General features: G+C 66.5%; 3 protein-coding genes. All 3 read left to right on the top strand.

Annotated elements, in window-relative coordinates:
- Positions 1-150: 150 nt before the first annotated feature.
- Entirely contained in the window at positions 151-1,056 is a 906-nt protein-coding gene (locus tag AC5LSR_RS10865) for a radical SAM protein (RefSeq protein WP_493468407.1), read from the top strand.
- Positions 1,049-1,630, top strand: a complete 582-nt coding sequence (locus AC5LSR_RS10860; RefSeq protein WP_493468406.1) for a 3'-5' exonuclease — start codon at positions 1,049-1,051, stop codon at positions 1,628-1,630. Before AC5LSR_RS10865 ends, AC5LSR_RS10860 begins: the two co-directional genes overlap by 8 nt.
- Positions 1,631-1,655: 25 nt before the next feature.
- On the top strand, positions 1,656-2,230 hold a 575-nt coding region (tmk, locus tag AC5LSR_RS10855; protein ID WP_493468405.1), incomplete at its 3' end, for a dTMP kinase.

Below are 2,230 nucleotides of genomic sequence, written 5' to 3'. Positions count from 1 at the left end.
GACCACCACCGCCGCCCGCTCGACTGTGCGTACTGCATCCGGCACACCTACGGCCTGTGGGATCAGCGGGTGCCGCGTGCGCTCATGAGCGACGCCCAGGCCGTCGAAGAGCTGGTCACGCATCGGTACTTCCAGCCACACGTCACCCCGGTGCAGGTGCTCAACCGGGCCACCGACCCGTTCTTGCCGGTCGTCCGGCCACACACCTTCGCCGTGTTGGAAGATCTCGACGAACGCGGCCTGACCAACCATGTTCTGGTCATCACCAGACACCAGATGAAGCCCGAGGACATCGACCGGCTCAACCAGCTCCGCTGTGTCAGGGTGACGCTGCTGTTCACGTACTCCGGCATCGACAACAAGGCCATCGAGCCCTACCCATCACACGTCGCCGCCGAATCGCTGAAGCTCATGAGCGCACCCGAGCGCCGAAAGTACCGCACCGTTCTCTACTGGCGTCCGCTGGTGCCGGGCCTCAACGACTCGCCGGAACACCTCGACACGGCATACCGGCTGCCTCGGCATGCCGACGCCACCGTGTTCACCGGCCTGTTCTACCGGGATGAGATCGCTGAATACTACCGGGCCAACGGGCTGCCCGAGCCGTACGAGGGCACGGCGCGCCGGAAGATCGTGCCCGAAACCCTGGAGCGCCGGGTCCTGGCTACCTTCGACGCCAGCACCCCGTTGTTCCGCAAGACCTCATGCGCTGTGGCCTACGCACACGGGTTGCCCGACTACAACGGCCACTATGGCATCCGGGAGCTGTGCGACATCTGCCCGCTGAGTCAGATCGAACTGTGCGCGGGCACACACCGGGTGCCGTCAGCCGACCGGATACGGGAAATCGCCAGCTCCCTGTCCGAAGCGCGCGGCCTGGTGGTCGAGGACATCACGGAGCAAGCGGCCATCGTCTCCGGGCTGGAGACGGAACAGCCCCGCTACTACCTGCAACACGCGCTTGGCTTCCAGGTACACGACGTGCGCCATCCGCACCATGAGCGGCGACATGGCCGGGCCGACATCGGATGGAAGGACGAGAACGAAGATGACTGACTGGACAAGCCTTACGTACGTGGTCGTGGACGTCGAGGGCAACGGCCAGCAGCCGCCCGACCTGGTGGAACTGGCCGCCGTCCCGATCGTCGGCGGGGTCGTCGGGGATGCGGTGAGCTGGTTGGTCAGGCCCGAACGGCCGATCAAGCACTTCGCCACCCGCATCCACGGCCTGACCAACACGGACGTGGCTGACTGCCCGCCGTTCACGGACGTCACGGCCGATGTACGGGCAGTCTTGGATGTTGACGCCCTGGTTGCTCACAACGCGCACGTTGACGTTGGTGTCCTGCGCCGCCAGCTCCCCGACTGGAAGACGCCGGAGGTCTTCGACACACTCAGGCTCGCTCGCCGGTTGATGCCGGATCAGGGCGACTACCGGCTCGGCAGCCTGGTCGAGGCGTTCACACTGGCCGAGGATCTACCCGACGACCTCTCACCGCACCGCGCCACCTATGACGCGCTGGTGGCGGCCCGGTTGTTCGTCACCCTCGCCACCAAGGCCGCGACGTGGGAAGCGCTGCGCGGCCAAACGCCCGGAGGGAACGAGGATGAACCTCCGGCCCTCTTCTGATCATCCGCATGGCGTGTTCGTCTCAGTGGACGGGCCGAGCGGCGCGGGGAAGTCGACCATCGTGCAGCACCTGGCACACCTTCTCGTCGCCGCGGGCGATGATGTCCACGTCACGGCCGAGCCGTCCACGGGGCCTATCGGGCAGCTCTGCCGCGAGGTGACCGAGACGGTCACGGGTCACGCGCTGGCCTGCTTGTACGCGGCCGACCGCTACCACCACCTTGAGGTGGAAGTCCGGCCGAACCTTGAAGCCGGCCGCGTGGTGTTGAGCGACCGCTACCTCCCGTCCGGTCTGGTGATGCAACGCTTCGACGGGGTCGATCTCACCTTCCTCTGGCAGCTCAATGCCGAGGCTGACCGGCCCGACCTGGCCGTCATCCTCGACGCCGATCCCGAGGTCGTTGCCGAACGGCTGACCGATCGTGGCCCGCACAACCGCTTCCAGCTCCCGCCCGACAGCTCTCGCGCCGAAGCCCGCTTCTACCGGCAGGCCACCGAGCGGCTGATCCAGGCCGGTTTCAACGTGCTGCGAGTGGATGTCAACCGCCAGCCCCCCGAACAGTCCGCAGCACTCATCCGTGACCGCCTACTCGCCTTCTT

Source organism: Protofrankia sp. CiP1_Cm_nod4 (assembly GCF_982290645.1).
This window is presented reverse-complemented; position numbering and strand designations above follow the sequence as displayed.